Origin of the sequence: Brachybacterium paraconglomeratum, from assembly GCF_039541415.1 — a bacterium.
Lineage (GTDB): Bacteria > Actinomycetota > Actinomycetes > Actinomycetales > Dermabacteraceae > Brachybacterium > Brachybacterium paraconglomeratum_A.
This window is the reverse complement of record NZ_BAABGE010000004.1, coordinates 579,243-604,201: the sequence shown is the minus strand read 5'-3', so window position 1 is coordinate 604,201 and position 24,959 is coordinate 579,243. Positions and strand designations below refer to the sequence as shown.

Sequence of the window (24,959 nt, the reverse complement as noted above, 5' to 3'; positions counted from 1 at the left end):
TCATCCCGCACGGACAGAACAGATCCGTCGGCAGCGGACCGAATGGCCCGGGTCGGGACCGTCGGCCCCTTTCCAACTCCCCGATCCGGCCCTACGGTGAGAGTGTCGCTCCTGCAGAGACCCTGCAGGCGTCCTGCCACCTGGAAGGTGCCATGACCATGAACCCCCGCTGGCCCGACTCCCCCTCGACCGCACCGACCGATGATGACCTCGAGCGGCTCCACGCCTGGTGGCGAGCCGCGAACTACCTCTCCGTCGGCCAGATCTACCTCAAGGACAACCCTCTGCTGCGCAAGCCACTGCAGCGAGAGCACGTCAAGCCGCGGCTGCTCGGGCACTGGGGCACCACCCCGGGCCTCACCTTCCTCTACGCGCACGCGAACCGGGCGATCTCCCAGCGCGGGCTGAAGGCCATGTACATCACCGGCCCCGGGCACGGCGGCCCGGGACTGGTCGCCTCGACCTACCTCGAAGGCACCTACTCCGAGGTGTACCCGGCGGTGAGCGAGGACGAGGAAGGGCTGACGAAGCTGTTCACCCAGTTCTCCTTCCCCGGCGGGATCCCCTCGCACGTCGCCCCGGAGACTCCCGGCTCGATCCACGAGGGCGGCGAGCTCGGCTACTCGCTCTCTCACGCCTACGGCGCGATGTTCGACAGCCCGGATCAGATCGCCTTCACCGTGATCGGGGATGGTGAGGCGGAGACGGGACCCCTGGCAACCTCGTGGCACTCCAACAAGTTCGTCAATCCCCAGAACGACGGTGTGGTGCTGCCGATCCTGCATCTGAACGGGTACAAGATCGCCAATCCGACGGTGCTCGCCCGGATCGGGGACGAGGAGCTCTCCGCGCTCATGCACGGGTACGGGCACACTCCGCTGTTCTTCACTGGCGGATTCGACGACGAGGACCCCCTGGAGATCCATCGACGCTTCACCACGGTCATGGATCAGGCCCTGGACCAGATCGCGGAGATCAAGCAGCAGGCGGCCGAGGATGCCGAGGCCGGTCGCGAGACCGAGCGCCCCGCATGGCCGATGATCGTGTTCCGCAGCCCGAAGGGGTGGACCGGGCCGAAGGAGATCGACGGGAACAGGACCGAGGGCTCCTGGCGTTCACACCAGGTGCCGCTGGCCAACGCCCGGGACACCGACGAGCATCTCGCCGACCTCGATGCCTGGCTGCGGTCCTACCGTCCCGGGGAGCTGTTCGACGAGGGCGGCAGACTGCACGAGACGATCGCCGCGACCGCGCCGACGGGCGCGCTGCGGATGTCCGCGAACCCCTCCACCAACGGTGGCTCGGTGCTCACCCCGCTGCGGCTGCCGGACTTCCGCGAATACGCCGTCGAGGTCACTCATCCCGGAGGTGCGATCGCGGAGGCGACGAAGGTGCTGGGCACCTGGTTGCGAGATGTGGTCCGCGACAATCCAGCGAATTTCCGGATCTTCGGTCCGGATGAGACCGCGTCGAACCGGCTGCAGGAGGTCTACGACGCCACCGACAAGCAATGGAATGCAGACTTCGAGGAGCATGACCGCGCCGAGCATCTCGCCCGCGCCGGGAGGGTGATGGAGATGCTCTCCGAACATCAGTGCCAGGGCTGGCTCGAGGGGTATCTCCTCACCGGCCGCCACGGCCTGTTCTCCTCCTACGAGGCGTTCATCCACATCGTCGACTCGATGGTCAACCAGCACGCCAAGTGGCTCAAGGTGACCAACGAGCTCGAATGGCGCCGTCCCATCGCCTCCCTGAACTACCTGCTCAGCTCGCACGTATGGCGTCAGGACCACAACGGCTTCTCGCACCAGGACCCGGGCTTCATCGACCATATGGTCAACAAGAAGGCCGAGATCGTGCGGGTCTACCTCCCGCCGGACGCGAACACGCTGCTGTCCACCTACGACCACTGCCTGCGCTCGAAGCAGTACGTGAACGTCGTCGTCGCCGGCAAGCAGCCAGGCCCGAGCTGGCTGAGCATGGACGAGGCGATCGTCCACTGCGCACGCGGCCTCGGGATCTGGGACTGGGCCGGCACCGAACAGAGCGGCAAGGAACCCGAAGTGGTCCTCGCCTGCGCCGGGGACATCCCGACCATCGAGGTGCTCGCCGCGGCGAAGATCCTCCGTGAGGAGATCCCCGAGCTGCGGGTGCGAGTGCTGAACGTCGTGGACCTGATGCGTCTGCAGGACGAGAGCGAGCACCCGCACGGCCTCTCGCAGCGCGACTTCGACGGATACTTCGGGCAGGACATCCCCGTGGTGTTCGCGTATCACGGCTATCCGTGGCTGATCCATCGCCTGGCCTACCGCCATGACCGCACCTCCCGGATCCATGTGCGCGGCTACAAGGAGGAGGGCACCACCACCACCCCCTTCGACATGCTGATGCTCAACGACGCAGACCGCTACCACCTAGTGATGGACGTGATCGACCGGGTCGAAGGGCTGGGCATCCGCTACGCGAGCCTGCGCCAGCAGATGGTGGACACCCGACTGCGGGCACGGGCGTACGCCTACGAGCAGGGTGAGGACGCCCCGGAGATCACCCAGTGGCAGTGGGGAGACGACGGGGATGCCGTGCCCGGTGCGACCGCAGCGGACACCGGCGGCGACAACGGCTGAGGCGGTGGGTGAAGCGGAACGCGAGGTGGCGCGTCAGGCAGCGCGCGGAGCGTCAGGTCGTCGCGCAGCGCTGCAGGTCCGGGACCTCTGCGCATGGCGTGAAGCCGGCCGCGACATACGTCTCCACGGCGCCGGTCTGGGACCGCGGGGTGCAGACAAGTGCGCTCGAGGCGCCCATCTCGCGCAGCTGCGCGGCGGCGGCACGGCTGATCGCGCGTCCGTAGCCGCGCCTGCGGTGGTCCGCGTGCACACCCATCGGTTCGAGGAGTCCGGGTCGGCCGACGCCAGCGGACCAGACCGTGACCACCGCGACGGCGACCCCGTCATGGTCGCAGCCGAGCAGCGAGACGGCATCGCGATAGGCCGGCGAGGGGGTCATGGTGCGGAAGCGCTCGTCCGTCACGCCGGGGCTGTCGAAGGCGGAGCGATGCACGGCCGTGTACTCGGCGACGGTGTCTGCGTGGACCTGCTCGATGCTGATCCCGGGGTCCTCGACCGGGGCGGCGAGGTCCCGGCGCAGCGGCACCCAGGGTTCCCCCTCGCTCCAGCCGCGTCGCAGCAGCTCGGCGCGAAGGCCGTGCGCGGAATGCGCCTCCACGAAGGCCTGCCCCTCCGGCAGCAGGCCGTGCTCCGGCTGGGCGAGGGTCTCGGCCATGATGCGGGCGAGCTCCTCGTCGGCGGCGAGAGCCGGATCCACTGCGGTGCGCAGAAGGTCCGGCTCGTCCAGCAGGCCGACGGCGACCAGGCGGTCGTCTCGATGCCAGAGGCGCAGGTGCTCCGCGGTGGCCTAGGCCCCGCGCAGGTGGTGCCAGCCGAGATCGCCGGGGTGCAGGTGGAAGGGACCTGCCTCGCCATGCCAGCTGCGCAGCGTCCCGATCACCTGCTCGAGCTGGTGCGGGGCCGGGATGGTCAGGGTCGTCGCCATGCCGGAATCCCATCATCGTCATCGCTGACAGTCCAGGATTTTTCTTGACCGGCAGTTGATGCTGCTGCGAGGGCTCCGGCCAGCGCCCGCTCCGCCGGAGCACCGGCGCCACCTGGCACCTGGCACCTGGCACCTGGCACGACGATCTGGGCGAAGATGGCCCTGGGCGCGATGACAGGCCGGACGTCCCGAGGGAGGGAGCGCAGATGAACGACGCAGCGGGCGAAGACACCGCGCGGATGCGACGGATCGTGCGGGTGCGCGGGCGGGTGCAGGGGGTCGGTTTTCGGATGGACGCTGCCTCGACCGCTCAGCGGCTGGGCGTCGGCGGCACTGTCCGGAATCTGCTGGACGGCACGGTCGAGGCCGACATCGAGGGCCCCCGGGACGCGGTGGAGTCGATGATCGAGCACCTGCGCCAGGGTCCTACGAGCGCCCGGGTCGACGGGATCGACGTGCGCCGGGAAGCTGCGCGGGGAGCGGTCTCCTTCCGAATCACCGGCTGACCCCCGTCACCGGCCCGGGAGGCCCTGCTGTCCCGAAAGATCCCGCTATCCGCTATGTCACGGGAGGGGCGTCGCCCGTCGGCCGCGAGGTCGGGAGGTGAGCACATAGCGTGCTGCCACGAGCGCCCCGGCGCTGACCATCGCGGTCGAGGTGAGGATCAGGGTCCCCTGCCCGGCCCGGTCGATGATCAACCCGCCGACGAGTGCACCGACGGCGATCGAGACGTTGAAGACCGCACTGTTCAGCGCGGTGCCCTCTTCGAGCACTTCCCCGGCCTCGGAGCCCACGAAAGCCTGGATGGCCACCGAGATCGCCCCGACGAACAGGCCCCACAGCGGCAAGATCGCGAGGGCCGAGGCGGGGCTGTCCATGAGCAGGTACACCGCGAGCAGCGACACCGCTACGCCGACGCCGACCACCAGCACGCCCCAGGGGGCGCTGCGGCGCAGCAGCGGAGCGATCGCGAAGTTGCCGATCAGCCCGGCGATTCCGTAGGCCAGGAGCATCATGCCGATGTCCGTCACAGGCACATCTGCCCGCTCCAGCAGGATGGGGCTCACATAGGAGTAGGTGATGAACTGCGCGACCACCACCAGGAGGGTGAGCGCCACCGCATAGCGCACCCCGCGGGTGCGTGCCGCGACGAGCATCATCGCCGGCGTGACCTTGACCGGCGAGCGCACAGGACGCACCAGCACCAGGATCACGAGGGCGACGACCGCAGCGACGGCACCGACGATGCCGAAGGCGGCGCGCCACCCCACGTGGGTGCCGATCCAGGCAGCCACTGGCACTCCCAGCACGAGCGCAGCCCCGGCACCGCTGAAGGCGATGGTCAGCGCTCGCGCGGCATGTTCCTTCCGGACCTGGCCGAGGGCGACGATGGCCATCACCGCCCAGTACAGGCCGATCGAGATGCCGGCGAAGACACGGGAGATCAGCAGCATCACGAAGTTCGGGGCGATGACGCTCAACCCGCTGGAGATGACGACGGACGCGAGGGCCAGGACCAGTACGAGCCGGCGATCCATTCCCCGCACGATCACAGGGGTGAGGACGGCGACGATGCCTGCGAGGACGCCGGGCACCGTGACTGCGAGGCCCGCCACGCCCTCACTCACGCCGAGATCCGGTGCCATCACGCTGAGCACCCCGATGGGCAGCTCCTCAATGGTGATCAGCACGAAGATCCCGGCCGCGAGGGCGACGACCCCGGCCCAACGGCGTGCACTGTCCACTGCTGCTGCTCCTTGTCCTCCAGCCGTGCTCGCGGGCGCGGCCAGGCTCATCCACGATAGATCACTGCAGGTGGGAGTTCCCGTCGGCAGGATCATGATGCCCGCAACGACGGAGGACCCCGGTTGCTCGACGCAACCAGGGTCCTCGTGGCGGCGATGTCGCCCCCAGCGTCAGCTCACGGGATCAGTTCACCGCGTCGAAGGCCGCACCGATCTCCTGCTCCCCGTCGTTGAACTGGAGGAACTTTCCGGCGGTGCCGGGACGCTCGATGGCGGCCACGATCGTGCGGGCCACGTTGGCGCGGGACACCGTCCCGCTCTCGGGGGCACCGAGAGCGATCCGCCCCGTCGGCTCCTCGAGGGTGAGTCCCGAGGGGCCGAGGATCGTCCAGGCCAGGCCGGTGCCCTGCAGGTGGGCGTCGGCCTGGGCCTTGGCCTCTGCGTAGGCGTGGAAGGGTTCTGTCTCCGGGATGCCGTGCTCCAGGCTCGCGCCGAAGTAGCTGACCATCACGTAGCGGCTCGCGCCGACGCGCTGGGCGGCGTCCATCGAGGCGATCGCCGCGACCTGATCCACCGCGATGGTGCGCTGTGGGCTCCCGCCACCGGCGCCGGCGGACCACACCACCACGTCCTTGCCGCGCAGCAGCTCGTCCCAGCCTCCCGCGTCGAGGCTCTCGATGTCGCTGAGCACCGCCTTCGCACCGGTCTCCTCGACCTCTGCCGCGTGCTCCGGGTTGCGGATCACCGAGTGGACCGTGTGGCCGGCCTCCACGAGCAGCGGGGCCGCGAGCAGCGCGACCTTTCCATGTCCTCCGATAAGTGCAATTTCCATACCCACCACACTGTCACCACCGCCACCAGGAGTCGAGGCTTCTTCCCGGTGTTCGCCGCGGGTGGACACCGGGTGCCTCTCGGCTGCGCCTGATCACGCTCCGCGTGCCGAACTTCCGATCACGGTGCGGCCGTGCCCCGAGGCTTCCGGGCGCTCTCCCGTTATCCTGAGCCGGATCGCCGCGCGTGCGGTCATCTCCTCGAGAGAAGGAACTTCAGCATGGCCGGTGGACTCGCCGCACTGCTCGATGACGTCGCTGCGATCGCGCGCCTGGCCGCGGCCAGCGTGGATGACGTGGCCGCAGCCTCCGCCAGGGCGGGCTCGAAAGCCATGGGCGTGGTGATCGACGATGCCGCGGTGACTCCCCAGTACGTCAAGGGGCTCGAGCCCAAGCGCGAGCTGCCGATCATCTGGCGGATCACCAAGGGCTCCTTCCGCAACAAGCTCATCTTCATCCTGCCGGTCCTGCTGCTCCTGAGCGCCTTCGCGCCCTGGGCGCTGACGCCGATACTGATGCTCGGCGGTCTGTATCTGAGCTTCGAGGGCGCGGAGAAGATCTGGGAGCTGGTCAGCGGGAAGCCGAAGAAGGAAGCCGCCGCCGCTCAGGGCGCCGACGCCGAGGACAAGATCGTCTCGAGCGCAGTGCGCACCGATCTGATCCTCTCCGCGGAGATCATGGTCATCTCCATGAACTCGATCGATGCGGATTCGCTGTGGGCGCGGGCGATCGTGCTCGTAGTGGTCGCGATCGGTATCACCGTCCTGGTCTACGGGGCCGTCGGCATCCTGGTGAAGATGGATGACGTGGGCCTGGCGATGGCGGCCGACAAGGACTCAGAGTTCAAGCAGAAGTTCGGCAACGGCCTGGTCCAGGCGATGCCGAAGGTGATGACCGTGATCAGCTACGTGGGCATGGTCGCGATGCTCTGGGTGGGAGGCCACATCCTGCTGGTCGGCACCCACGATCTGGGCCTCGCCCAGCCCTACGGGTTCGTGCACCACCTCGAGGGACTGGTGGCCGGCATCGCCGGGATCGGCGGCGTGCTCGCCTGGCTTATCAACACCTTCTTCTCGTTCGTGCTCGGCCTGATCGTCGGCGGCATCGTCGCGGTCATCATCCACTTCCTGCCCTTCGGCCACCACGGCGATGCCGAGGGCGGCGCGGCGAGCGCCGAAGCCGCCCCCGGCCCAGACACCACAGACACCGCAGACACCACCGCGAGTTCCGCCACCGGCCCAGAAAGCTCGACGCCCACCACGCCCCAGCACTGAGTCGCCCCGCGAACCCGATCCCGCAGCGGCGCGGGCTCGGGCAGGGGCTCGAGCGGGTGACCCAGGATCGTACGAAAATGAGCCAGAATCCATGAGGATCTGGCTCATTTTCGTACTATCGCGGCAGCGCCGGACGCGGTGCGCCGGACGCGGCAGCGCCGATCGCGGTACAGGTCTGATCAGGCGCTGGCGCTGGCGGGCGTCACCGGCGGCTCGGCCGACCAGGGGAAGACGATCCACTCGTCGGTGCGGCGCCACACGAAGTCCGGGGAGACGACGGATGCAGACTTCGCGTAGAGCACCGCGCTGCGGGCGTCGGCGCCCATGTCGCGCAGCAGGTCGAGGACCAGGGCGAGGGTACGGCCGGAGTCGGCGACATCGTCGACCACCAGCAGTCGCTTGCCCTTGATCGACTCGGTGTCGAGCATCGGCGCGAGCAGCACCGGGTCGGGAAGAGTCTCATGGACGTCGGTGTAGAACTCGACGTTGATCGCATCGGCGAGCTTGAGGCCGAGGGCGTAGGAGAGCGAGCCCGCGGGCAGCAGCCCGCCGCGAGCGACCGCGATGACGATCTCGGGCTCGAAGTCGGAGTCGGCGATGTGCTGAGCCAGCTCGCGCGAGGCGGTGCCGAACAGCTCCCAGCTCAGCACCTCCTTGACGACAAGGTCGGCGGAATCGGCATGGAAGGCCTGGGACATCGGTTCGGTTCTCCTCGGGAGGGGCGACGCAGAGTGCTCCGATGGTAGCCGCCCCGGACCCTGCGACCGGGTGCTGGAGCCGTGGGTCTGCTCTCTTCCTCACAGCGTGCTTCCTCACGCCCCATCGGCCGCTCCCTGCCGCCACCCGCTTCCGCTGCGGCACCTGCCGATCCTGCCGCTCCCGCACCGTCTCCCCCGCCCCTCAACGGCTCCTCCCTCGCACCTTCAAAAACCCACACGGTTTCACTGTTGTTTTGTGTGGCTTTTGTGGTTATCGTGATCCCCACGCGGTGTGACCCTCCGGACCTGACCTTCCGGACCAACCGCTCCCGCCCCGTCGATGAAGCAGGTGGATGCATGTACGCCCCAGAGCGCCGACATCAGATCTTGGACGCGCTGACCGGCTCCGGCCGTGTCACCGTCACCGATCTCGCCGCACAGTACGAGGTGGCCACCGAGACCATCCGTCGCGACCTCGACCAGCTCGCCGACCGTGGACTCCTGGCCCGTGTGCACGGCGGCGCCATCGCCCGGACCACCGCTGAAGTGGAGCCGGATCTCGAGGCCCGTCGGATCACCAATATCGAGGCCAAGCAGCGCCTGGCCCTCGCCGCGGCACGTCTGCTGCCCTCCGATCCCCACGCCGCTGTGCTGCTGGACGCCGGCACCACCACCGGCGAGCTGCTCCCCCACCTCGACGGTCGCCGCGGCCCCGTGATCACCAACGCTCCTGCGATCGCGCAGGGGGCCCTGCGCCACACCGACCTGGCCGTGCACGTGCTGCCCGGCCGGGTGCGGCCCGCCACAGAGGCCGCGGTCGGAGCCGCCACGGTCGACGCGATCCGCCTGCTGCACCCTGAGGTCGTCTTCCTCGGCTGCAACGGGCTGGGGCCCGAAGGCTTCACCACTCCCGACCCCGACGAAGCCGCGGTGAAGACGGCGATGGTGAGGTCCGCCGAGCGTCGGGTGGTCCTCGCGGATTCCTCGAAGTTCGGCGTCGCCAGGCTGGTCACCTTCGCCGCGCTCACGGAGATCGATGTCCTGGTCACCGACGCCCCGCCCGCTCCTGAGCTGCACGCGCTGCTCCTCGAGGCCGGGGTCGAGGTGATCTGCGCATGATCATCACCTTCACCGCGAACCCTTCGCTGGATCGGACAGTGGACCTCGGCGGCCCGCTCACTCCGGGCGGTGTACATCGCATCGGCGCGGACCGCACCCAACCCGGCGGCAAGGGCATCAATGTGGCGCTCGGCGTGCACCGGGCGGGCCTGCCGGTCACGGCGGTGCTCCCGGCAGCACCGGAGGACCCGCTGCTTCCGCTGCTCGCCGCCGAGGGGCTGACGGTCCGCTCCAGCCCGATCGCGGGTCGGGTGCGCACCAACCTCACCGTGCTCTCGAGCCCGCAGCTCACCACCAAGCTCAATGAGCCCGGGGCGACCCTGTCCGCCTCCGAGTCCGCCGCGCTCGAGCAGCTCCTGCTGGGAATCGCAGGTCCGCTGGACACTGTGATGCTCTCCGGCTCCCTGGCTCCGGGCCTGCCGGTCGACGAATATGTGCGCCTGGTGCAGCTGCTCCACGACCAGGGTGCCCGGGTCGGGGTCGACACCTCCGACGCGCCGCTCATGGCACTCGCCGCCGCACTGCCGCAGGTCGCTCCGGACTTCCTCAAGCCGAACGCCGAAGAGCTCGGACAGATCGTCGGCACCGACGGGGATGCGCTCGAGCAGCAGGCCGCGGACGGCGACCTCACCGGAGTGCGCGAGGCCGCCCTGGATCTGCATGGCCGCGGCGTCGGCGCCGTGCTGGTGACTCTCGGCGGCGCCGGAGGCCTGCTCGCCACCGAGGGCGGCGCCTGGTACTCCCCCTCCGCCGCAGGTCCGGTGGTCTCGACCGTCGGGGCCGGCGATTCGGCGACGGCGGGATACCTCATCGCCCGCGACCTCGGAGAGGACCCGGCGCAGCGCCTGGCCCGCGCTCTCGCCTACGGGACGGCCGCCGTCGGCCTGCCCGGCACCACCATCCCCCGACCCGACCAGGTGCGCATCGACGCCACCAGCGTCGTCCGCCTCTGACGGCATCCGCCCCTGACCCTGTCCCCACCCTGCACTTCCTCACTCCGCGATCGCGGAGGAGACCGTTCGAAGGAGAACCCATGTCCGCTCCCTTGATGACCCCAGAGCTGGTCCGTCTCGAGGTCGATCCTCCCGGCGACAAGCACGCTGTGATCGGCATGATGGCTGATCTGATCTCCGCCACCGGCCGCGCGGATCGCGATGGCCTGGAGGCGGGGCTGCTCAAGCGCGAGGAGTCCTTCGCCACCGGTATGCCCGGCGGCTTCGCGATCCCCCACTGCCGCACTGAGGCAGTGCATGAAGCGGCGCTGGGCTTCCTGCGCCTGTCCGAGCCCGTGGACTTCGGCTCCGCCGACGGTCCGGCAGATCTGATCATCGGCATCGCCGCTCCCGCCGGCACCGACGACCAGCATCTGAAGCTGCTCGCCCAGCTCTCCCGGGCCCTCATCCGCCCCGAGTTCCTGGCGGACCTGCGTGCCGCGAAGGAGCCCCACGAGGTCTCCGACCTGGTGATGGCTGTGCTCGAGCCCGCGCCGGAACCTGCCGCTGTGGCGGCTGCGGATACCGGGACGGCTGCAGCGACAGCCCCGGCGGCGCAGCACGACACCGACACCGCCGCCCCGGTGCTGCTGGCCATCACCTCCTGCCCCACCGGCATCGCCCACACCTATATGGCGGCCGAGTCGCTCGAGAATGCCGCGAAGGAGAAGGGCATCGAGCTGCATGTGGAGACCCAGGGCTCCGGCGGCATCACCCCGTTCACCGAGGAGCAGATCGCCGCGGCGAGCGCCTTGATCATCGCCGCCGACGTCAACATCTCCGGTCGTGAGCGGTTCGCGGGCCTGCCCCTGGTGGAGCATCCGGTCAAGCGCGCCATCTCCCACGGCCCGCAGATGCTCGACGAGGCCATCGCAGCCGTCTCAGATCCTTCGGCCCGGCGGGTCCCGTCGGCCGCAGGCGGCGAAGGCGCAACCGAGTCGGCGGGCTCCGGGACCCACCAGTCCTGGCCGCGCCGGATCCAGGGCGCCGTGATGACCGGCGTGTCCTACATGATCCCCTTCGTCGCCGCGGGCGGCCTCCTGATGGCGCTGGGCTTCCTCATCGCCGGATTCGATGTCGCCTTCGTCGCCCAGGACGTCGCGACCAGCTTCTCCCTGACCTCGCTGCCCGGCGCGCAGGAGTACGAGGGCGCGACCGGGACGATGCAGACCGAGCGTGCGGGCCTGGCCCTCTACCTCGGCGCTGTGCTGTTCACCCTGGGCAACCTGGGGATGGGATTCCTGGTCGCGGCACTGTCCGGCTATATCGCCTTCGGCCTGGCCGGACGGCCCGGCATCGCCCCCGGCTTCATCGGCGGCGCGGTGTCCGTAGCAGTCGGCGCCGGCTTCCTCGGCGGCCTCATCACCGGCCTGCTCGCAGGCCTGGTGGCGCTGTGGTTCACCACTCTGAAGCCGCCGCGGTGGCTCGCCGGTCTGATGCCCGTGGTGATCATCCCGCTGCTGACCACCCTCGTGGTGGGCGGCCTGATGCTGGTGTTCCTCGGCAAGCCGCTGGCCTCCCTGATGACCGCTCTGCAGGACGGTCTGACCGGCATGTCCGGCTCCTCCGCGATCCTGCTGGGCGTGATCATCGGGCTGATGATGTGCTTGGACCTGGGCGGGCCTGTGAACAAGGCGGCCTACCTGTTCGCCACCGCCGGTCTGTCACAGGGCACCGAGGCGTCCTTCCAGATCATGGCCGCTGTGATGGCGGCGGGCATGGTCCCGCCGCTGGCGATGGCGCTGTCCACCCTGGTGCGCCGGAAGCTCTACTCCCCCGTCGAGCGGGAGAACGGCACTACGGCCTGGCTGCTCGGTGCTGCGTTCATCACGGAGGGCGCGATTCCCTTCGCCGCGGCGGACCCGCTGCGCGTGATCCCCTCCTCGATGGCTGGAGGCGCCGTCACCGGTGCGCTGATCATGGCGATAGGGGTGGGGTCCCAGGCTCCGCACGGAGGCATCTTCGTGGCCTTCGCGATCTCCCCGGTCTGGGGCTTCGTGGTCGCGATCCTCGCCGGCACCCTGGTCTCGGCCGCATTGGTGACGCTGCTCAAGGAGCTCAGCAGCCGCCGCCAGGGCACTATCGCCTGAGCCGCCACAGCTCACGCCCCCGTCCTGTCGGGGCGCTGCGACCCGCACCAGGGTTCCCGAGGAGGCGCGCCCGGCGACGCGTCACGGCGAGAACGACCTTCGGTACACGTTATCGCCACGATTTTGTACCGAAGGTCGATCTCGGCCCGGTCATTCTCGGCGCACCGCTCCTCGGACTCCCGTGAACGGAAGCGCCCCGCCACGGCGGGGCGCTTCCGTATGCTCGGGCGGAGCGACGACGCACAAGGAGCACAGATGCCGGAAAGCCTCAGCACGGGCAGCCCGAGCAGTCCTGACGTACCTGGCGGTCTCGGCAGTCCTGGCAGCCCGAGCGGTCTGTGGGCCGCGGGACCGCTGGGGCACATGCCCGCCTACGGCGCCGCCCACCTGTCCATGCTCGTCCTGCTCGTGGTCGCTGCGCTGGTGCTGGTCCTGTGGGCCCGCCGCTCAGCGCCGCAGCGGGTCGACCGGGTGCTTCGCATCGCGGGCTGGCTGCTGCTGGCCAACGCCGTGTTCTGGACCGCGTGGGGCTTCATGCCCTGGGCCTGGAATCTCCACGAGTCCCTCCCGCTGCACTATTCCGACGCGCTGCGGTTCCTCGTGCCGTTGGCGCTGATCACGCAGACCCGATGGGCGATCGTGGTCAGCTGGTTCTGGGGCCTGACCTTGAACCTGCAGTCCGTGCTCACCCCGGACGTGAACTATTTCGTGTGGGTGCCGCTGGAGTTCACGCAGTACTGGCTCGCGCACGGCGCCGGACTGCTGGCCCCCGTGGTGCTGATCTGGGGGCTCGGCTATCGCCCCACCTGGCGGGGCTATGGCCTCGCCTATGCGGCGACGGCCGCCTGGGCCGCGATCGCCTTCACCGGAAACGCCCTGACCGGCGCGAACTACGGCTACCTCAACCGAGCGCCCGCCGGGCCCTCGATCCTGGACCTGCTCGGCCCGTGGCCGCAGTACCTGCTGGTCGAAGCGGCGCTGATCGCTGCGGTCTGGGCGCTGATGACCTGGCCGTGGGTGGCGCTCGACCGACGGGCGGGCACCCCGCTCACAGGCCGCGGCGGGCTGCTCAGGCGCTGGCCCGAACCTCAGGTCCTTCCAGGCGAGATCCCGCACGGCGAGGCGTCTCAGACCAGGCCGCCTCAGGCCAGCAGCTCGATCTCCGCCAGCCGGAGCCGCCCCTCGGAGGTCGTCACCACCAAGCGGTGATGGAGACACGGCCGGGGGTTCGCGATCTCGAAAGGCCGGGTCTGCTGGCGCCAGCGGAAGCGCTGCGCCGAACGAGCGTCGAGCACTGTCCAGCTGGCCGCGTCGTCCGATCCCTCCAGCCGCCAGGCGATCGGATCCCCACCGGTCTGTGCCGAAGAGGTGAGGGTGAGGAAGCGGGCCTGCTGGGGCTCACCCAGCTCCGGCAGCGCGATCACCGCACTCGCGGTCCCGAAGGCCCGCTCGGTGCAGGAATCATCGTCCAGCAGCGGATCCGACGGGTCGGCGGCGAACAGGTCCCGCAGCGGCTCCGGCCGCTCCCCCGGCGAGCTCGGGGACGGCGGGATCCCGCCCCAGTCCGCGGGCTCCGCCGCAAGGCGCAGATGCAGACGGCCGCGCAGATCCGCGTGATCGATCCAGGAGTCGCTGTGCTCCAGGCCGTCCACGGTCATGCCGGTGATGCAGGCATCCTGCGGATCCTGCGCCTGTGTGGTCACCGAGAAGGGCGTCCCGCCGAGGGGACGCAGGGTCGCTCGCGGGAACAACGGCGCCACCAGGTGGTACCGACCGGTCCCGAGCTGCAGCGGGTACAGGCCCAGCGCCGTGAGCAGCCACCATGCGCTCATCTCGCCGTTGTCCTCATCGCCCGGATACCCCTGACCGATCTGCTCGCCGACGAAGAGCCGCCGATGCACTTCGCGCACGATCCGGGAGGCCTCCTCGGGGGCACCGACGTGGTGGAAGAGGAAGGGGATGTGGTGGGAGGGCTGGTTGGACATCCCGAACTGGCCCATCCGCACCGCCCGGGCCTCGACCATCTCGTGGATGACCGTGTCGTAGCTGCCCTGTCGGTCCGCACGCTCCGGGGTGTCGAAGAATTCCTCGAGCCGTCCGCGCAGCATGTCGCGGCCGCCGTACAGGGCCGCGAGCCCCTCGCCGTCATGCGGGACGTGGAAGGCGAAGTTCCAACCGTCGGTCTCCGTGTAGTCCCCGCCCCATACGCGCGGGTCGTACTCCTCGGGGCTCTGCGCGAAGGCGCCGTCGGCGCGTCGGCCCTGGAAGAACTCGATCGCGGGGTCGAACAGCAACGGGTAGTTCAGGCTGCGTGCCGCGAGATAGTGCGCCTCTTCGCGCAGTTGCGCGGCGGCCACGACATCACCTTCGGTCTCGGCGCGCTGCGCGAGCAGCTCGGCCTGGGCGGCGAGCCCGGCGTCGTTGATATGCGCCTCGAGGGCCCAGGAGACGGACTCCTCGGTATCGGTGTCGACATAGCCGGTGAACACCGCCCGCTCGTTGCCCTTGCGCCCCACCTCGGGGAAGGGCGGCGCCACGGTTGCGTTGCGCAGACCCGCGTCGTAGGCGGAGAGCGGATCGGGCAGCGGGACCCCTTTGGTGTGGAGATCCGCGAAGGCGATATCGCTGCTGGTGCCGGTCATGCAGTCCGCATAGCCCGGAGCGGACCAGCGGGCGATCCAGCCACCCTCGCGATACTGCTGGACGAACCCGTCCGCGAGTTCGGCGGCGAGCTGCGGATAGAACAGCGCGTAGGCGGGCCAGGCGGTGCGATAGGTATCCCAGAACCCGTGGTTGACGAACATCTTCCCCGGGATCACCTGGGCGTTGGTACGGGTCGCGGTCGCGGCGCCCTTGACCGGCAGCACCGGACTCGCGTGGACCGGCTCGGGACGCTCGGGGGTCCCCGCGTTCTCCCACTGCGAGGTGGGATAGAGGTTCAGCCGATAGAGGTTGCCGTACAGAGTGCGACGCTGGGCGGGAGCAGCGTCGGGGACGTCGAACACCTGCAGCCGCTCGGCCCAGGCCGCGTGGGCGGCCGCATGGACCTCCTCGAAGCTGCGCCCGGCGAGCTCCTGGCTGAAGGTGCGCCGGCACTGCTCGAGCCCGAGATAGCTGGTCACCAGTCGCACCGTGACCCGGCGGGTGCCGGGGGCGAACGTGAGCACGCTGCCGCGGCTCTCCCCGCGGGCCTGGTCCACGGAGACCGGCGCCGGATCCACCTGCCCCAGCAGGTACATGCGGGTGGCGCCCTCGGTACGGGACTGCCCCAGCGCCGGGGACGAGTCCACCCAGGCGTGCAGGCGACCGTCGAAGACGGATCCCGCCGCATCGACCCGCGAGTTCTCATCGATGCCCTCGATCAGCAGGTGCGGGCCCTGCTCCTGCTCGGGCAGGTCGATCTCGCAGATCGCGCCGTGACCGGTCGGCGCCAGCCGCAGGGCGATGTCGCCGTCCAACGCGACCTCGTAGAGATCCGGCCGTGCGGTCTCGCGGTCATGGTCGAATCCTCGCGCGCGGGCTGACGGGCTCGCATCGGGCATGGCGCCGAGCAGCGGCATCATCATCAGCTGGTGCCGGTCGCCCATCCAGGGGCTGGGCTGGTGGGACAGCGCCATGCCCTGGAGGCGGGGACGGTTGTCCGGGCCATTGGCGCGGTGGTACTCGTATACCCACCGCCGGGTGCGCGCGTCGGTCGCCGGGGTGAAGAGGGCGAAGCCGTTCGGCATGGCGGTCAGCGGCAGGGTGTTCCCGCGCGAGAATTCGCCGGAGGCATGGCTGCCGCGGCGGGTGTCGACCCAGGCCACCGGGTCCTCGAGCGGAGGGTCGGCGGGTGGCTCCCCCAGATAGGGGCCATCGATCCAGCCGGTGAGCGTCGCGTCGTCGGCACGACGCAGGTCGTCCGGCCCGTCGACCTCGTCGATCGAGTCGAGCAGGTCGCCGTCGGGATCCTCCGGGGCGTCGAGCACCAGCAGCACCTCGGTGATCGTGCGGCCGACGAGATCCGCTACGCCCACCTGCACGTCGTTCCACTGGTCCGCGAAGAGGATCTTCGCCTCGCCGAGGCCTCGCGCAGTGGCGGTGGTCCCGTACTGGTCGTGGGGCACCAGGTCTGAGAGCCGGCTGCCGTCGTCGAGCACCAGATCGATCGCGACGAAGGTCGCACCCCAGGTCTGGGGTGCATCCAGCGCGGGATGCACGAACCAGCGCAGCACCTCACCGGGGGCGATCGTGCGCCCGGCGAGCTGATCCAGTCCTGGGAGGAGGGGCATCGCAACGTCGGTGCGTTCTCCGGCGCTGCCGGTGTACCGCAGTGCCGAGGGTGCGAGGAACCCGGCGCCGTCCTTGCTGGTCGGCGACCCGACGGGGCCCTGGTCTGCGATGACGATCATGCACGCCAGGCTATCGACTGGCCGGGGCTCTGCGGGTCAGGCGTGCCCGAGAGCGGGGAGTGCTCCCCATCGCACCACCGTACGGAGTGCGGAATACTGGCCCGGGACACCACACGAACGCCGGGAGAAGTCATGGTCTACGCACAGCCTCAGCAGGGGCGCCCACAGGCCCCAGGGGCCGGTCGCCCCAAGCGCCCGATGTGGCATTGGCTGCTGGTCGGAGGCTGCGCCGCCGTCAGCCTGCTGGTGATCGCAGCGTTCGCGCTCTTCATCGCCTTCCAGGTGCTCCACCGCGGCAATCCGGAGGACACCGTCGATGACTTCTACACCTCGCTCGAGAGCGGAGACTGCGAGCTGTACGAGAACTCCACGACAGAGCAGTTCCGGGAGGGCTTCGGCCTGACCAGCTGCGCGGACTTCGAGGCGGCGTTCTCCGCCGGCGGCACCGCCGACTACACCGTCGATGACCGGGTCAACCGGCAGGGCTATGCGATCTTCGATGTCACCGAGTCGTTCACCCGCGACGGTCAACCGGTCCAGGCCGAGGTCCGCTTCTTCGTGCGCCGCATCGACGGACAGTGGGACCTCGACGGCCTGCAGCCGATCGACGCGAGCACACCCCCGATCGAATGATCTCGGCACTCCGCAGGTCTGCTGCGCGGTGGGCACGGCGGGCGCATCACTCGGGTCCGGGCGGCGCCGCATCGCGCCGGTGGCTGCGGCATCTGGCCTGGTAGGACTCGGCACCGCCCACCTGTGCTGCGGTCGGTTGCAGCGCCGTCGCCCCGTCGGCGATCAGTCGCACGTGGAAGGCGGCGTCGGCGCCGCAGACCGTGCACACCGCCGTCAGCTTCACCACCTCCTCGGCCTGTGCCATCAGCGTCGGCAGCGGGGCGAAGGGCTCTCCGTCGTAGGTGAGGCACAGCCCTGCGACCTCGACCTGGATCCCGGCCTCCAGCAGCGCCTCGATCACTGGGATGATCGGCGGGCCGAAGAACTGCGCCTCGTCGATCGCGACCGTGTGGGGTCTGTCCTGTCCGGTCAGCACCAGCAGCTCCTCGGCATGCTCGAGCATGCGCGCGGGAAGCGAACGCCCGGCGTGGGAGCTCAGCCGGTCAGCTCCGCTGCGCTCGTCCAGACGGTGCCCGACCACCTCCACCCTCAGCCCGGCCAGGCGGGCGCGGTGGACTCTCCGCAGCAGCTCTTCGGTCTTGCCGGCGAACATCGGACCCGCGATCACGTGCAGTCGTCCTGCCTCCATGGGGCGCATGCTCCCAGCGTACGCGCGGGCTGCCGGGCCACGCCTGCAGAGCCTGCGCGTCACAGCACTGCGGCTCCTCAGCACCTGCGCTCCGCAATGCAGCGGCTCCGCAGTACAGTGCCAGGATGAGCATTCGGCGCCCCTCTCCCCTCGCGGGCCGGAAGCCGACCAAGCAGGATCTCGCCACCTTCGCCACCCCGGATCCGCAGTCGATCGACGATGTGCTCCCTGATCCGGCACAGGACCCGCCGCTGCGGCTGCTGATCGTCGGCATCAATCCCGGCCTCTGGACCGCCGCGGTCAACGCCCCCTTCGCCCGGCCGGGCAACCGGTTCTGGCCCTCGCTGCACCGGGCGGGGCTCACCTCAAGGCTGGTCGATGCCTCTCGCGGGCTGGATCCCGAGGACGAGCAGGATCTCCACCGACGTGGTATCGGCATCACGAATCTGATCGGGCGCGCCACCGTGCGTGCCGATGAGCTGGGACGGGAGGAGCTGCAGCGCTCCGGCGCGCAGCTGATCGCCCGGATGGAGCAGCTGCGGCCACAGGCCGTCGCGATCGCGGGGATCACCGCATTCCGCTCCGCGTACTCTGTGCCCAAGGCCCGGCTCGGCCTCCAGGACCCCGCCGAGGTCGAGGGCTGGCCTGCGGACATCGCACTGTGGGTGGTGCCGCAGCCGAGCGGGCTGAACGCCCACGCCTCCGTGGCGTCGCTCGCCGAGAACTGGCGTGAGGTCGCCCGCAGCGTCGGCGTCCAGCACCACGACGAGAGCTGACCACCGGAGGCGGGCCGGGCAGACCTTGGGCCCCTTCGGGATCACGATCGCATTCCAGGGTCACCGTCGTTCACAGGACGTGCGCCGACCCGACGCAGGGCGGATCGTGCAGTGCAGCACCTCTGAACTGACGACACCGACGAGCGGAGCCCTCGTGTCCCCCAAGCCCTTGATCCTGAACCTGTTCGAGATGAACTGCGTCGGCCACATCACGCATGGGCTGTGGCGGCTGCCCGGCAACAACCGCCACCGCTACACCGACCTGACGTACTGGACCGAGCTCGCGCAGATCGCTGAGTCCGGTGGGTTCACCGCGATATTCCTCGCCGATGTCGTGGGCGCCTATGACACCTACGGCGGCTCCGCCGAGGCGGCCCTGCGGGAGGGGCTGCAGATCCCTAACAACGATCCGATGCTGGTGGTCCCGGCGATGGCCGCGGTGACCGAGCGTCTCGGCTTCGGGATCACCTTCTCCACCAGCTACGAGCCGCCCTTCGCCTTCGCCCGGCGCATGTCCACCCTGGACCACCTCACCGGCGGAAGGGTGGGCTGGAACATCGTCACCTCCTACCTGCCCAATGCCGCCCGCAACTTCGGCCTCGCCGACGAGATCGAGCACGATCACCGCTACGAGATCGCCGACGAATACCTCGAGGTGGTCTACAAGCTCTGGGAGGGCTCATGGGAGGAGGACGCCGTGGTGCGTGACGCCGACGCCGGCATCTACGCGGACCCCACGAAGGTCCACCGCATCGACCACGTCGGAGAGAACTTCTCCGTCGCCGGGCCGCACCTGTCCGAGCCCTCCCCGCAGCGCACCCCGACCCTGATCCTCGCCACCGCCTCCCCCGCGGGCGCGCTCCGCGCCGGACGCCATGCCGAGCTGGTCTTCACCCACGGTCCGCTGCTCGAGCGCACAGTTCCGGCCGTGCGCGCCGCTGCCGCAGAGGCCGGTCGCGATCCCGCCGCCCCGAAGTTCGTGGTCCAGGCGGCCGTGATCACGGCCCGCACCCAGGAGGAGGTCGACGCGAAGCTCACCCAATACCGGGAGCATCGCTCGCTCGAGGGCATGCTCGTGCACCAGTCGGTCCCGATCCGTGCGCTCGAGCACCCGCGGGACCGGACCATCGCCGAAGCGCTCGAGGCCGAGGGGCTGCCGGCAGACACCCCCGTCGGCCGACGGGGCGCGACCTCGACCGTCGGCGAGCTGCTGGATGCTGTCGACGAGGCCTGGCAGGACCGGTTCTTCGTGGCCGGCACGCCCGAGGTGGTCGCCGACGCGATCGAGCATTGGCTCGACGTGGAGGGCATCGATGGGATCAACCTGCGCCAGTACCACTCCTTCGACACCGTGCGCGACTTCGCGGAGCTGGTCTCCCCGATCCTGCGGGAGCGCGGCCGCCTGCCCGAGCTGGAGGGCACCCTGCGCCGTCGGCTGAGCGGGAGCGACCGGCTCCCGGCGGAGCATCCTGCCGCGCAGTTCCGGGGGGCCTTTACGGAGCACGGGGTCTGAGCAGCGGAGCGATCGATCCCTGCCGAGCCGGTGCCGCTCGAGAGCTGGGCGCAGCGCTGGGCGTGAGCTCGCACACACTCACGCTCGCCTTCGAGGCGGCCACGGGGATGACCTTCCGCGACCGGTCAGCGACGGCCCGCGCACAGAACGCCCTGTCCCTGCTGACGGGCGACCACTCGATCGAGGAGGTGGCACTCCTCGTCGACTACCGCCCGGCGAGCGCGTTCACCGCAGCGTTCCGGCCGGTCACAGGCCTGACGCCCGGTCAGTACCGGCGTCGACTGGCCGGCCCGATGCCGGACGGAACGGCAAGCGAGGACGCCGCCGATGATCCCCGACAGGGGCTGCACACCGCGGGATGAGGCACGGCGCGAAGGGCGCCCCGTCGAGGCGCCCACGCTCGGCGTGTCCGGAGCGCGACAGGCCCTGTCCGAGTGATCGCCTTGCGGACAGGCCGCCCGGCCATTAACTTTGGTGAGGCTAACCTAAGTCGTAGGTCGCATCGTCTCCGTCGGCCCCGGCTCGAGCCGCAGATCCCGCCACGGGGCTGCGCCGTTCTGGACGCCGCCGGACGATCGGATCCAGGCACGGGCGCTGCTCGTCCACCCGCGCCGCCTCGCGGCCTCCTGAAAGGTCTTCCATGACCCAGTTCTCCCGTCGTGCCTTCGCCGGTTCCGCGCTCACCCTCGCCGCCGTTCTGACCGGCTGCTCCACGGAGAGCTCGACCTCCCCGAGCGACGCCGGGGCCGCCACCGACGGCACGAGCGAGGGCACGGGCGAGGGCACGGTGATCGTCAAGCATGCCTTCGGACAGACCGAGATCCCTGCGACGATCGAGGTCATCACCACCGTGGCCTGGGCGAACCACGAGGTGCCCCTGGCGCTGGGGGTGGTTCCCGCAGGCATGGCGGCGGCGAACTTCGGCGATGACGACGCGAACGGCTTGCTCCCCTGGGTCGAGGCAGCACTCGAAGAGCTCGGTGCCGAAGCACCTGTGCTCTTCGACGAGTCGGACGGCATCGATCTCGAGGGCGTCGCCGACACCTCTCCCGACGTGATCCTCGCGGCATACTCGGGACTCACTCAGGAGGACTACGACGTCCTCACCGAGATCGCCCCCACCATCCCCTTCCCCGAGGTCGCCTGGGGCACCTCCTGGCGGGACATGATCACCGTCAACGCCGCAGGGATGGGCATGGCCGAGGAGGGCGCCGCGCTGATCACCGACCTCGAGGGCCAGATCGAGGAGGCCGTCGCACAGCACCCGGCCATCGCCGGCAAGAGCGCCATGTTCCTGACGCATGTGGACACCACCGACCTCTCCACCGTGAACTTCTACACCGCGCACGACACCCGCACGATGTTCTTCGAGGACCTCGGCATGAAGATCGCGCAGAGCGTCCAGGACGCCTCCGCCGAGAACGAGTCGTTCTCCGCATCCGTCAGCGCTGAGCAGGCCGACAGGTTCGGCGATGTCGAGATCATCGTGACCTACGGCGACCAGGAGCTCGTCGCAGCTCTCGAGGGCGATCCGCTGCTGTCCCAGATGCCGGCCGTGAGGAACGGCGCCGTGGTGCATCTTCCCAGCAACAGTCCGCTGGGCACTGCCGCGAACCCGACCCCGTTGGCGATCCCCTACATCCTCGAGGACTACCTGGTCGAACTCGAGCGCGCCGCCAACGCCTCCGCCTGAACTGCATCCCCCAGTGACCACGACCCTTCGCGCCGGCCACACCACGACCGCGGCCCTCCTGCGCAGCGCCACGCGCACCCGTGCGCTCTGGCTGCTCGTCGTCCTCGTCGCCCTGCTGCTGCTCTGCGTCGCCTCCGTGACGATCGGCTCCCGCGATGTCGGCCTCGAGGACATCCTCGCCGCCCTCGGCGGTTCACAGGACGGCTTCGGTCCTGCGGCTGTCGCCACCCGCATCCCGCGCACGCTGCTCGCCGTCACGGCCGGCGCGGCGCTGGGCGTCTCGGGCGCGGTGATGCAGGGCGTGACCCGCAACCCGCTCGCCGATCCCGGCATCCTCGGGATCAACACCGGCGCCTCGCTCGCAGTCGTGGTGGGCATCGCCTGGTTCGGGCTCACGTCCGCCTCGACGTACATCTGGGTGGCGATCGCGGGCGCGGCGCTCACAGCGGTGCTCGTCTACACGCTGGGCTCACTGGGCCAGGGCGGAGCCACTCCACTCAAACTCGCCCTCGCCGGCGCCGCGACCGGCGCGGCCCTGACCTCCTTCATCAGCGCCGTCGTGCTTCCCCGCTCGGACATCGGCGACAGCGTGCGCTCCTGGCAGATCGGAGGAGTGGGCGGCGGCACCACCGCCGCCGTGCTGCAGGTGGCTCCATTCCTGCTGGGCGGAGCGCTGCTGTGCGCGCTCAGCGCACGAGGTCTGAACTCCCTCGCCCTCGGGGACGAGCTCGCCGCGGGGCTGGGAGAACGAGTGGCCCTGACCCGCGCGGCGGCCTCCCTGGGAGCAGTGGTGCTGTGCGGGGCGACGACCGCCGTGACCGGACCGATCGGCTTCGTCGGTCTGGTGGTCCCCCATGCCTGCCGGTTGCTGATCGGCCCGGATCATCGCTGGCTGCTCCTCTTCAGCGCAGTGGTGGGCGCTGCCCTGCTCACCGCCGCCGACGTGCTCGGACGAATCGTGGCCCGCCCCGACGAACTCGCTGTCGGCATCCTCACCGCCCTGCTGGGCGCGCCGGTCTTCATCGCCATCGTGCGCCGCCAGAAGCTGTCCCACCTGTGAGCGCGCCGCACCCCACTGCGGCCCCCGCTGCGGCCCCCGCCACAGCCACCGCCGCGGCCCCCGTCCCGACCCTCGCTCGGGTCACCGCCGCGCGCCGCCGCCGCAGGCGCCGGGCGGCGGTGACCCTCTGCTCGCTCGCCGCCGCGATCCTCGTGGTCTTCTGCGTGACCCTCATGGTCGGGCGCACCACCTACTCCCCGGGCGAGGTGCTGCGGGTGCTCCTGGGCCATGACGTGCCCGGAGCGAGCTTCTCCGTGGTTCGGCTGCGGCTGCCCCGCGCCGTGCTCGCCGTCCTGGCCGGTGCCAGCTTCGGGCTCGGCGGGGTGGCGTTCCAGACGATGCTGCGCAATCCGCTGGCGAGCCCGGACATCATCGGCATCTCCTCCGGGGCAAGTGCCGCCGCGGCCTTCGGCATCGTCATCCTGGGCCTGGCCGGCACTGCGGTGTCCCTGCTGGCTGTCGTCGCGGGCCTCGCCGTGGCGCTGCTGATCCACCTGCTGTCCTCGCGGGGCGGAGCGGCCGGGACGCGGCTGATCCTGATCGGGATCGGGATCGCCGCGATGCTCACGAGCCTGACGGATTGGGTGCTCTCGACGGCGGGCCAGTGGGAGCTCCAGGAAGCGCTGCGCTGGCTCACCGGAAGCCTGAACAACTCCTCCTGGGAGCAGACGCTGCCTGTGCTCGGCGCGCTCGTGCTCCTCGGTCCGGTGCTGCTGTCGTGCGCCTCGGACCTGCGCACCGCGCAGCTGGGCGAGGACGCCGCCCAGGCCCTCGGAGTGCGGGTGGGGCGCTTGCGGCGGGTGGTGATGTTCGCCGCCGTCGGCCTGGTCGCCGTCGCCACTGCGGCCTGCGGGCCGATCGCCTTCGTGTCGTTCCTCGCGGGGCCGACCGCCGTGCGGATCATCGGGCCCGGGAGCTCACCGCTGCTGCCCGCTGCGCTGGTCGGCGCCTTGCTGGTGCTGCTCGCCGACCTGGTGGGCCAGTTCGCCACCGGCACCCGGTACCCGGTGGGAGTGGTGACCGGGGTGCTCGGGGCCCCATTCCTGATCTTTCTGCTCATCAGCATCCATCGTCGAGGGAGCTCCCTATGACCACCGACCATCGCCTGCGCGCAGAGGATCTCACCCTCGGATATGGCGAACGCACCGTGATCGAGGGGCTCCACCTCGAGCTGGTCGCCGGAGGTATCACGTCGATCGTGGGCGCCAACGCCTCCGGCAAGTCAACTCTCCTGCGCTCGATGTCGCGCCTGCTCACCCCTGCACGAGGGCATGTGCTGCTGGACGGCCAGCAGATCCACCGGATGCCCGCCAAACAGCTCGCCCGCACCCTCGGACTGCTCCCGCAGTCGCCGATCACCCCCGAAGGGATCACTGTGGCTGATCTTGTGGGCCGTGGACGTCACCCCCACCAGGGCCTCTTCTCCCGCTGGAGCGCCACCGACGACTCCGCGGTCGCCGCAGCACTGGACACCACGGGCACGGCAGACCTCGCCGATCGTCCGGTGGACGAGCTCTCCGGGGGACAGCGGCAGCGAGTCTGGGTCGCGATGGCGCTCGCCCAGGGCACGGACCTGCTGCTGCTGGACGAGCCCACGACCTTCCTGGACGTGAGCCACCAGATCGAGGTGCTGGACCTGCTGACCGATCTGAACCGGGCGCGAGGGATCACGGTGGCGATGGTGCTGCACGACCTGAACCTCGCCGCGCGCTACAGCGACCAGCTCGTCATGATCGCGGGCGGCTCGGTCGCGGCATCGGGCGCCCCGGCCGAAGTTCTGACCGAGCAGAGGATCCTCGAGGTGTTCGGGGTGCACAGCCGGATCATCACCGACCCGGTCTCCGGCACCCCGCTGATGGTCCCGATCAGCCGGCACCACACCCCACAGCAGCACCCCGGGGCATGAGCATCGGACCGGGTGAGCCCGCTGAACTGCTTGCGGCGGACGTCCCAGCGTGAAAGTCTTGA

General features: G+C 70.0%; 22 protein-coding genes. 15 read left to right on the top strand and 7 right to left on the bottom strand.

Annotated elements, in window-relative coordinates; all coding sequences use genetic code 11:
• Positions 1 to 152 precede the first annotated feature (152 nt).
• Positions 153 to 2,624 (top strand): phosphoketolase family protein, encoded by a 2,472-nt coding sequence (locus tag ABD893_RS07330; RefSeq protein WP_345077574.1) that lies wholly within the window; start codon positions 153 to 155, stop codon positions 2,622 to 2,624.
• Between the two features lie 52 nt (positions 2,625 to 2,676).
• Here ABD893_RS07330 and ABD893_RS07325 read toward each other — a convergent pair whose 3' ends face one another.
• Positions 2,677 to 3,321, bottom strand: coding sequence for a GNAT family N-acetyltransferase (locus ABD893_RS07325; protein WP_345077571.1), 645 nt, complete (start codon positions 3,319 to 3,321; stop codon positions 2,677 to 2,679).
• Between the two features lie 90 nt (positions 3,322 to 3,411).
• Positions 3,412 to 3,549: a hypothetical protein gene (locus ABD893_RS07320; protein ID WP_345077567.1), complete on the bottom strand. Its 138-nt coding sequence runs from the start codon at positions 3,547 to 3,549 to the stop codon at positions 3,412 to 3,414.
• A gap of 206 nt (positions 3,550 to 3,755) precedes the next feature.
• Between ABD893_RS07320 and ABD893_RS07315 the strand changes: the two genes are divergently transcribed.
• Positions 3,756 to 4,055, top strand: a complete 300-nt coding sequence (locus ABD893_RS07315) for an acylphosphatase (RefSeq protein ID WP_345077564.1) — start codon at positions 3,756 to 3,758, stop codon at positions 4,053 to 4,055.
• A gap of 57 nt (positions 4,056 to 4,112) precedes the next feature.
• Here the strand turns inward: ABD893_RS07315 and ABD893_RS07310 are convergent, their stop codons facing one another.
• Positions 4,113 to 5,294, bottom strand: coding sequence for an MFS transporter (locus tag ABD893_RS07310; RefSeq protein ID WP_345077561.1), 1,182 nt, complete (start codon positions 5,292 to 5,294; stop codon positions 4,113 to 4,115).
• Positions 5,295 to 5,478: 184 nt separating this feature from the next.
• Positions 5,479 to 6,126, bottom strand: a complete 648-nt coding sequence (locus ABD893_RS07305; RefSeq protein ID WP_345077558.1) for an SDR family oxidoreductase — start codon at positions 6,124 to 6,126, stop codon at positions 5,479 to 5,481.
• 219 nt (positions 6,127 to 6,345) lie between these two features.
• Here ABD893_RS07305 and ABD893_RS07300 point away from each other — a divergent pair, with 219 nt between their 5' ends.
• Entirely contained in the window at positions 6,346 to 7,398 is a 1,053-nt protein-coding gene (locus ABD893_RS07300; protein ID WP_345077555.1) for a DUF808 domain-containing protein, read from the top strand.
• A 179-nt stretch (positions 7,399 to 7,577) separates the two neighbouring features.
• Here the strand turns inward: ABD893_RS07300 and ABD893_RS07295 are convergent, their stop codons facing one another.
• Positions 7,578 to 8,096, bottom strand: a complete 519-nt coding sequence (locus tag ABD893_RS07295; protein WP_345077552.1) for a phosphoribosyltransferase — start codon at positions 8,094 to 8,096, stop codon at positions 7,578 to 7,580.
• A 357-nt stretch (positions 8,097 to 8,453) separates the two neighbouring features.
• Between ABD893_RS07295 and ABD893_RS07290 the strand changes: the two genes are divergently transcribed.
• From ABD893_RS07290 to ABD893_RS07275, 4 genes are all read left to right on the top strand, one after another.
• Positions 8,454 to 9,215: a DeoR/GlpR family DNA-binding transcription regulator gene (locus ABD893_RS07290; protein ID WP_345077549.1), complete on the top strand. Its 762-nt coding sequence runs from the start codon at positions 8,454 to 8,456 to the stop codon at positions 9,213 to 9,215.
• Positions 9,212 to 10,168, top strand: coding sequence for a 1-phosphofructokinase family hexose kinase (locus ABD893_RS07285; RefSeq protein WP_345077546.1), 957 nt, complete (start codon positions 9,212 to 9,214; stop codon positions 10,166 to 10,168). The genes ABD893_RS07290 and ABD893_RS07285 overlap by 4 nt, the downstream gene beginning before the upstream one ends.
• Positions 10,169 to 10,248: 80 nt before the next feature.
• A complete protein-coding gene (locus ABD893_RS07280; protein WP_345077543.1) occupies positions 10,249 to 12,297 on the top strand; it encodes a PTS fructose transporter subunit IIABC in 2,049 nt (682 codons plus the stop codon).
• A gap of 363 nt (positions 12,298 to 12,660) precedes the next feature.
• Complete coding sequence (locus tag ABD893_RS07275) at positions 12,661 to 13,506, top strand: YwaF family protein (protein WP_345077540.1); 846 nt, start codon at positions 12,661 to 12,663, stop codon at positions 13,504 to 13,506.
• Here the strand turns inward: ABD893_RS07275 and ABD893_RS07270 are convergent.
• The gene (locus ABD893_RS07270; protein ID WP_345077537.1) at positions 13,440 to 16,688 is read right to left on the bottom strand and encodes a GH92 family glycosyl hydrolase; all 3,249 of its coding nucleotides are present in this window, start codon (positions 16,686 to 16,688) and stop codon (positions 13,440 to 13,442) included. The two genes, ABD893_RS07275 and ABD893_RS07270, sit on opposite strands and share 67 nt — an antisense overlap.
• A gap of 132 nt (positions 16,689 to 16,820) precedes the next feature.
• On the opposite strand from ABD893_RS07270, the gene ABD893_RS07265 reads away from it, so the two are divergent.
• Entirely contained in the window at positions 16,821 to 17,321 is a 501-nt protein-coding gene (locus ABD893_RS07265) for a hypothetical protein (RefSeq protein WP_345077534.1), read from the top strand.
• Between the two features lie 46 nt (positions 17,322 to 17,367).
• On the opposite strand, the gene ABD893_RS07260 is transcribed toward ABD893_RS07265, so the two are convergent.
• Positions 17,368 to 17,958: a thymidine kinase gene (locus ABD893_RS07260; protein WP_345077531.1), complete on the bottom strand. Its 591-nt coding sequence runs from the start codon at positions 17,956 to 17,958 to the stop codon at positions 17,368 to 17,370.
• Between the two features lie 116 nt (positions 17,959 to 18,074).
• Between ABD893_RS07260 and ABD893_RS07255 the strand changes: the two genes are divergently transcribed.
• The 7 genes from ABD893_RS07255 (at position 18,075) to ABD893_RS07225 (ending at position 24,897) form a co-directional block, all read left to right on the top strand.
• Positions 18,075 to 18,725 (top strand): mismatch-specific DNA-glycosylase, encoded by a 651-nt coding sequence (locus ABD893_RS07255; protein WP_345077528.1) that lies wholly within the window; start codon positions 18,075 to 18,077, stop codon positions 18,723 to 18,725.
• 154 nt (positions 18,726 to 18,879) lie between these two features.
• Positions 18,880 to 20,238 carry an NtaA/DmoA family FMN-dependent monooxygenase gene (locus ABD893_RS07250; protein WP_345077525.1) on the top strand — a complete coding sequence of 453 codons (1,359 nt, stop codon included), beginning with the start codon at positions 18,880 to 18,882 and terminating at the stop codon, positions 20,236 to 20,238.
• 62 nt (positions 20,239 to 20,300) lie between these two features.
• Complete coding sequence (locus tag ABD893_RS07245) at positions 20,301 to 20,600, top strand: helix-turn-helix domain-containing protein (protein WP_345077522.1); 300 nt, start codon at positions 20,301 to 20,303, stop codon at positions 20,598 to 20,600.
• Positions 20,601 to 20,878: 278 nt separating this feature from the next.
• Entirely contained in the window at positions 20,879 to 21,931 is a 1,053-nt protein-coding gene (locus tag ABD893_RS07240) for an iron-siderophore ABC transporter substrate-binding protein (protein WP_345077519.1), read from the top strand.
• Between the two features lie 13 nt (positions 21,932 to 21,944).
• Positions 21,945 to 22,991, top strand: coding sequence for a FecCD family ABC transporter permease (locus tag ABD893_RS07235; protein WP_345077516.1), 1,047 nt, complete (start codon positions 21,945 to 21,947; stop codon positions 22,989 to 22,991).
• Positions 22,988 to 24,082, top strand: coding sequence for a FecCD family ABC transporter permease (locus ABD893_RS07230; RefSeq protein ID WP_345077513.1), 1,095 nt, complete (start codon positions 22,988 to 22,990; stop codon positions 24,080 to 24,082). The genes ABD893_RS07235 and ABD893_RS07230 overlap by 4 nt, the downstream gene beginning before the upstream one ends.
• On the top strand, positions 24,079 to 24,897 hold the full coding sequence (locus tag ABD893_RS07225) for an ABC transporter ATP-binding protein (RefSeq protein WP_345077511.1): 819 nt from the start codon (positions 24,079 to 24,081) through the stop codon (positions 24,895 to 24,897). Before ABD893_RS07230 ends, ABD893_RS07225 begins: the two co-directional genes overlap by 4 nt.
• Positions 24,898 to 24,959 lie beyond the last annotated feature (62 nt).

Excerpts from the sequence above, each read along its gene's own strand:
- ABD893_RS07265 (WP_345077534.1), top strand. The coding sequence starts at position 16,821 with ATGGTCTACGCACAGCCTCAGCAGGGGCGCCCACAGGCCCCAGGGGCC.
- ABD893_RS07240 (WP_345077519.1), top strand. The coding sequence starts at position 20,879 with ATGACCCAGTTCTCCCGTCGTGCCTTCGCCGGTTCCGCGCTCACCCTC.
- ABD893_RS07290 (WP_345077549.1), top strand. The coding sequence starts at position 8,454 with ATGTACGCCCCAGAGCGCCGACATCAGATCTTGGACGCGCTGACCGGC.
- ABD893_RS07285 (WP_345077546.1), top strand. The coding sequence starts at position 9,212 with ATGATCATCACCTTCACCGCGAACCCTTCGCTGGATCGGACAGTGGAC.
- ABD893_RS07330 (WP_345077574.1), top strand. The coding sequence starts at position 153 with ATGACCATGAACCCCCGCTGGCCCGACTCCCCCTCGACCGCACCGACC.
- ABD893_RS07305 (WP_345077558.1), bottom strand. The coding sequence starts at position 6,126 with ATGGAAATTGCACTTATCGGAGGACATGGAAAGGTCGCGCTGCTCGCG.
- ABD893_RS07270 (WP_345077537.1), bottom strand. The coding sequence starts at position 16,688 with ATGATCGTCATCGCAGACCAGGGCCCCGTCGGGTCGCCGACCAGCAAG.
- ABD893_RS07280 (WP_345077543.1), top strand. The coding sequence starts at position 10,249 with ATGTCCGCTCCCTTGATGACCCCAGAGCTGGTCCGTCTCGAGGTCGAT.
- ABD893_RS07315 (WP_345077564.1), top strand. The coding sequence starts at position 3,756 with ATGAACGACGCAGCGGGCGAAGACACCGCGCGGATGCGACGGATCGTG.
- ABD893_RS07275 (WP_345077540.1), top strand. The coding sequence starts at position 12,661 with ATGCCCGCCTACGGCGCCGCCCACCTGTCCATGCTCGTCCTGCTCGTG.
- ABD893_RS07320 (WP_345077567.1), bottom strand. The coding sequence starts at position 3,549 with ATGGCGACGACCCTGACCATCCCGGCCCCGCACCAGCTCGAGCAGGTG.
- ABD893_RS07295 (WP_345077552.1), bottom strand. The coding sequence starts at position 8,096 with ATGTCCCAGGCCTTCCATGCCGATTCCGCCGACCTTGTCGTCAAGGAG.
- ABD893_RS07260 (WP_345077531.1), bottom strand. The coding sequence starts at position 17,958 with ATGCGCCCCATGGAGGCAGGACGACTGCACGTGATCGCGGGTCCGATG.
- ABD893_RS07255 (WP_345077528.1), top strand. The coding sequence starts at position 18,075 with ATGAGCATTCGGCGCCCCTCTCCCCTCGCGGGCCGGAAGCCGACCAAG.
- ABD893_RS07300 (WP_345077555.1), top strand. The coding sequence starts at position 6,346 with ATGGCCGGTGGACTCGCCGCACTGCTCGATGACGTCGCTGCGATCGCG.
- ABD893_RS07225 (WP_345077511.1), top strand. The coding sequence starts at position 24,079 with ATGACCACCGACCATCGCCTGCGCGCAGAGGATCTCACCCTCGGATAT.